Source organism: Kocuria sp. (assembly GCF_030536815.1).
In the GTDB taxonomy this organism is placed as follows: domain Bacteria; phylum Actinomycetota; class Actinomycetes; order Actinomycetales; family Micrococcaceae; genus Kocuria; species Kocuria gwangalliensis.
Genome location: NZ_JAUNPE010000145.1, coordinates 1 through 3,989 on the forward strand (window position 1 = coordinate 1; position 3,989 = coordinate 3,989).

3 protein-coding genes are annotated in these 3,989 nt (G+C 65.5%); all 3 read right to left on the reverse strand.

Annotated features, from left to right (window positions below; all coding sequences use genetic code 11):
- Window positions 1-414 precede the first annotated feature (414 nt).
- Window positions 415-2,106: an AMP-binding protein gene (locus Q4E95_RS10860; RefSeq protein WP_303383324.1), complete on the reverse strand. Its 1,692-nt coding sequence runs from the start codon at window positions 2,104-2,106 to the stop codon at window positions 415-417.
- Between the two features lie 22 nt (window positions 2,107-2,128).
- Window positions 2,129-3,382 carry an acyl-CoA dehydrogenase family protein gene (locus tag Q4E95_RS10865; protein ID WP_303383325.1) on the reverse strand — a complete coding sequence of 418 codons (1,254 nt, stop codon included), beginning with the start codon at window positions 3,380-3,382 and terminating at the stop codon, window positions 2,129-2,131.
- A 46-nt stretch (window positions 3,383-3,428) separates the two neighbouring features.
- The coding region (locus tag Q4E95_RS10870) for a 3-hydroxyacyl-CoA dehydrogenase family protein (RefSeq protein WP_303383326.1) at window positions 3,429-3,989 on the reverse strand (561 nt) is incomplete at its 5' end.

Below are 3,989 nucleotides of genomic sequence, written 5' to 3' on the forward strand. Positions count from 1 at the left end.
GGTATCAACAAACTAGGCACACTATTGAGTTGACAAACAACAAACCACACAAGAAACCCTCAGGTTCTTTGTTGGTTGGTCCTGCCGCTGGATCCGGAAGCTTTTCGCTTTCCCCTGCGGCAACCTCTTCAGCTTATCCAGCCGTTTACCTTTTCGCAAACTCTCGTTCGCGACTGAGCAAAGCTCGGTAAGTGGTTGGTAGCTGTCGGCGGTACCGGGAAGGCGATCTCTCGCTTGTCCGTCCTTGCGGCGACTCGGAATACATTACACAGAGATCGACCACCGCGCAAAGCGTCGGTCGGACCTGTGTTATACGTGGCCTAGGTCACTACATTCTTGATCATCTGGGCCTGCAGAGAGCGTCGGCCGGGTGCCGAGCACCCACGGCAGAGGGACCCGGCCCAGGGCCCCCGGTTATCCCCGCAGCAGGTTCTTCCGCACCTTGCCCGTGGCCGTGCGCGGCAGCTCGTCGCTGAAGGTCACGGTGTCCGGCACCTTGAATCCGCTCAAGCGCTCACGCACGTGCTCCCGCAGCTCCTCCCCGGTGACCGAGGAGCCGGCCGAACGCACCACGTGCGCCACCGGCCGTTCACCCCACTTCTCATGGGCAACACCGATCACGGCCACGTCGATCACGTCCGGGTGGGAATACAGGGCCTGCTCCACCTCGATGGACGAGATGTTCTCGCCGCCGGAAATGATGATGTCCTTGGCGCGGTCACGCAGTTGGATGTACCCGTTGGGGTGCATGACGCCCAGATCGCCGGTGTGGAACCACCCACCGAAGAACGCCTGCTCCGTGGCTTCCGGGTCCTTGTAATAGCCGATCATCACGTTGTTGCCGCGCAATACCACTTCACCCAGTGTTTCGCCGTCCTCGGGGACATCGTTCATCTCGGTATCCACGATGCGCGCGGACTCCGCCTGCACCATGCCCACGCCCTGGCGGGACATCTGCTGGGCGCGGTCCTGCGGGGAGAGTTCCTTCCACTCCTCTTGCGGTTCACAAATGGTGATGGGACCGAACACCTCGGTGAGCCCGTACACGTGCACGATCCCGAACCCGGCACTCTCGAGGCGCTCAATGATGCTCGGCGCCGGCGGAGCTCCCGCCGTGGTGATGCGAATGGGGTTGTCAAGCGCGTGAGCTTCGTCCGCGTCCACGATGATCGAGCACACGGCCGGCGCGCCACACAGGTGCGTGATGCCCTGGTTGTCGAACGCGTCCCAGATCGCATCCGGCCGCACGGCCCGCAAACACACATGCGTGCCGCCGGCCGCGGTCACGGCCCACGTGGTGCACCACCCGTTGCAGTGGAACATCGGCAGCGTCCACAGGTAGCGGGTCGCGCCGTCGAAGCCGTTGTGGAACACCTCGCCCAGGCTGTTCAGGTACGCCCCGCGGTGGCCGTACAGCACGCCCTTGGGGCGGCCCGTGGTCCCGGACGTGTAGTTGAGGGTGATGGGCGAGTTCTCGTCCGTCACCCCGTAACTCACGCCCCGCTCGCCCGACGACGCCGCCCGGCCGGCTTCCCGGGGCTCCACATCGATGAACTCGTCGAACGTGGGGATCTCACCGTGGGAGTGCTCCCGCACCGGTTCGATACCGGCCTGCTCATCGGGCAGCTGGACGAGCGTGATGCCGTCTTTGCCTTCGATCGCGGCGGCCACGGAATCCAGCACGGATGAGTCGGCGATGACCACCCGCGCCTCGCTGTGCTCCAGGATGTAGTCGAGCTCACGCGTGGACAACCTCGGGTTCAACGGCACCAGAACCGCACCCGCAGCCGGAACCGCATAGTGGGCCATCAGCATGGCCGGAAGGTTGGGTGCAATCACGGCCACCGTGGGCAGGGACCGTGTCAGCTGCTCCGCACCCAGATACCCCTGTCCCGCAGCGTCACCGGACGCGGCGGCGTCGTCCCCCGAAACCGAAAGGGGTGGCAGATGCGGCAGCAGCGCGGTGGCGAAGCGCCGCACGTCTCGTTCGAAGGCCTGATAAGTCCACGATTGGTCGCCGTACACAATGGCTTCTCGCTGGGGAAAGACTTCCGCGCTGCGCTCGATGAATCGCAGCGGGGACAGGGGCTGTGCGTTGGCGTACATGGGTGCTCCTGTAATCGGTGGCTCAGTTGTAGGCCGAGAAACCGGTGATGGACTTGCCGATGATGAGGGCCTGAACGGTTTCGGTGCCCTCGTAGGTGTGCAGCGCCTCGACGTCCGCAAAGTGACGCGCAACACGATTTTCCACCAAAATGCCGTTGCCGCCCAAAAGATCGCGCGCGTTCGCCGCAACACGACGGGCCGTGCGGGTCGCGGTGTACTTGGCCAGCGAGGCCTGGGGCCCGGTCAGTGTGCCGGCCTCCTCCTTGCGGGCCATGGCCATCACGATTGTTTGCATGGCGGTCAACTCGCTGAGCATGCGCGCCAGTCGCTCCTGCACGATCTGCGACGCGGCCAGCGGACGACCGAACTGTTGCCGCTGCGCCGCGTACTGAACGGCGGTCTCGTAGCAAGCCACCGCCTGCCCGACCGCGGCCCAGGCCACACCGATGCGCGTTGCGAACAACACCGCGGAGGTGTCCCGGAACGAACCGGCACCCGGCAGCACGTTCTCCGTGGGAACAAAGACATTCTCCATGCGGATGTGGGCCTGATGGATGGCGCGCAACGCCAACTTGCCTCGGATGGTCGTGCCGCTGTAACCCTCCGACTCCTGCGGAACCACAAAGCCCTGCACCGCGTTGGTGACATCGTTGCGGGCCCACACCACGGTGATGCCGCCCATGGAACCATTACCGATCCACTTCTTCTCACCGTTGAGAATGAAACCGCCCTCGGTGGGGGTGGCGCGGGTTTCCAGGCCGATCGAGTCCGAGCCGTGCGTGGGTTCGGTCAGCGCGAAGGCACCCAGCAGCTTGCCCGCGGCCATATTCGGCAGCCAGCGTTCCCGCTGTTCGTCGTTGCCGCACATGGCGATCGAGCGCATGGCCAGCCCGCCCTGCACGCCGCTCACGGTGGAGATGGAGCCGTCCCCGCGGGATAGTTCCATGGCCACCAATCCGGCAGCCATTTTGGACATCGGCGCATATCCGGGGACGTCCACGCCGTCACGCAACAGGTCCAACTCGCCCAAGCGCGCCACCAGGTCCAGCGGGTACTCGCCGCGGTCCCAGTACTCGTGGATCACGCCCAGCAGCTCGTCCTGCACGAACGCGCGGGCGCGCATCCAGTGCGCGCGGTCCTCGTCGGTGATGTCCACATAGACACCGGCGGCGTCCGTGTCGAGGACATCGTTGAGGGAGTATTCGGGTTCCACGGTGCCCTGCGGGAACAAATCCTGGCTACCCGTGGAAGGTTCGGTGGTGGGCTGCTCGCTCATGCTGTGATCTCTTTCGTGAAGTCGTGGTGGTTCTCGGCGGGGTGGGTTACTTCTGGGCGGCGTCGAATCGCTGGCCGCGCACGCGTTCGGCTGCTCCGCACCGGTCCAGATACGGGGTGATGCCGCCCAAGTGGAACGGGTAGTTGGCGCCCAGAATCATGCACAGGTCCACGTCCCGCGCGGAGGCGACCACGCTCTCATCCAGCATGTGGCCGATCTCGTCCGCGAGCGCGTCCTGGACGCGCGTGAGCAACTGGCCGTTCGCGCCGTCGTCCCCCGCCGACGACGCCGCCCGCTCGCCCCGCGTGCGATCCCGGGCCTGCTCCGCCTGCGGGGTGAGGTAGGTGTCGGAGTCTTCGCCGCGCCGGGGCAGCACGCGGGTGAGGCCGGCCTCGGCCACGGCGTCCAACCACGGGGAGAGTGTGAAGCGGTCCGGGTAGGCCTGGTGCATCGTGTGGGTGATGTGCACAAGCACCGCGGGGCCCACGAAGTCCAGCAGCTGCAACGGCGTCATGGGCAGACCCATGGGTGCCAGTGCCCGGTCCACGGTCTCGGGGTCACCGCCGGCGTCAATGGCGCGGCCGATTTCGTCATACATGCGGGTCAG

Coding starts and splice junctions, on each gene's coding strand:
- Q4E95_RS10860 (WP_303383324.1), bottom strand. CDS start 2,106: ATGTACGCCAACGCACAGCCCCTGTCCCCGCTGCGATTCATCGAGCGC.
- Q4E95_RS10865 (WP_303383325.1), bottom strand. CDS start 3,382: ATGAGCGAGCAGCCCACCACCGAACCTTCCACGGGTAGCCAGGATTTG.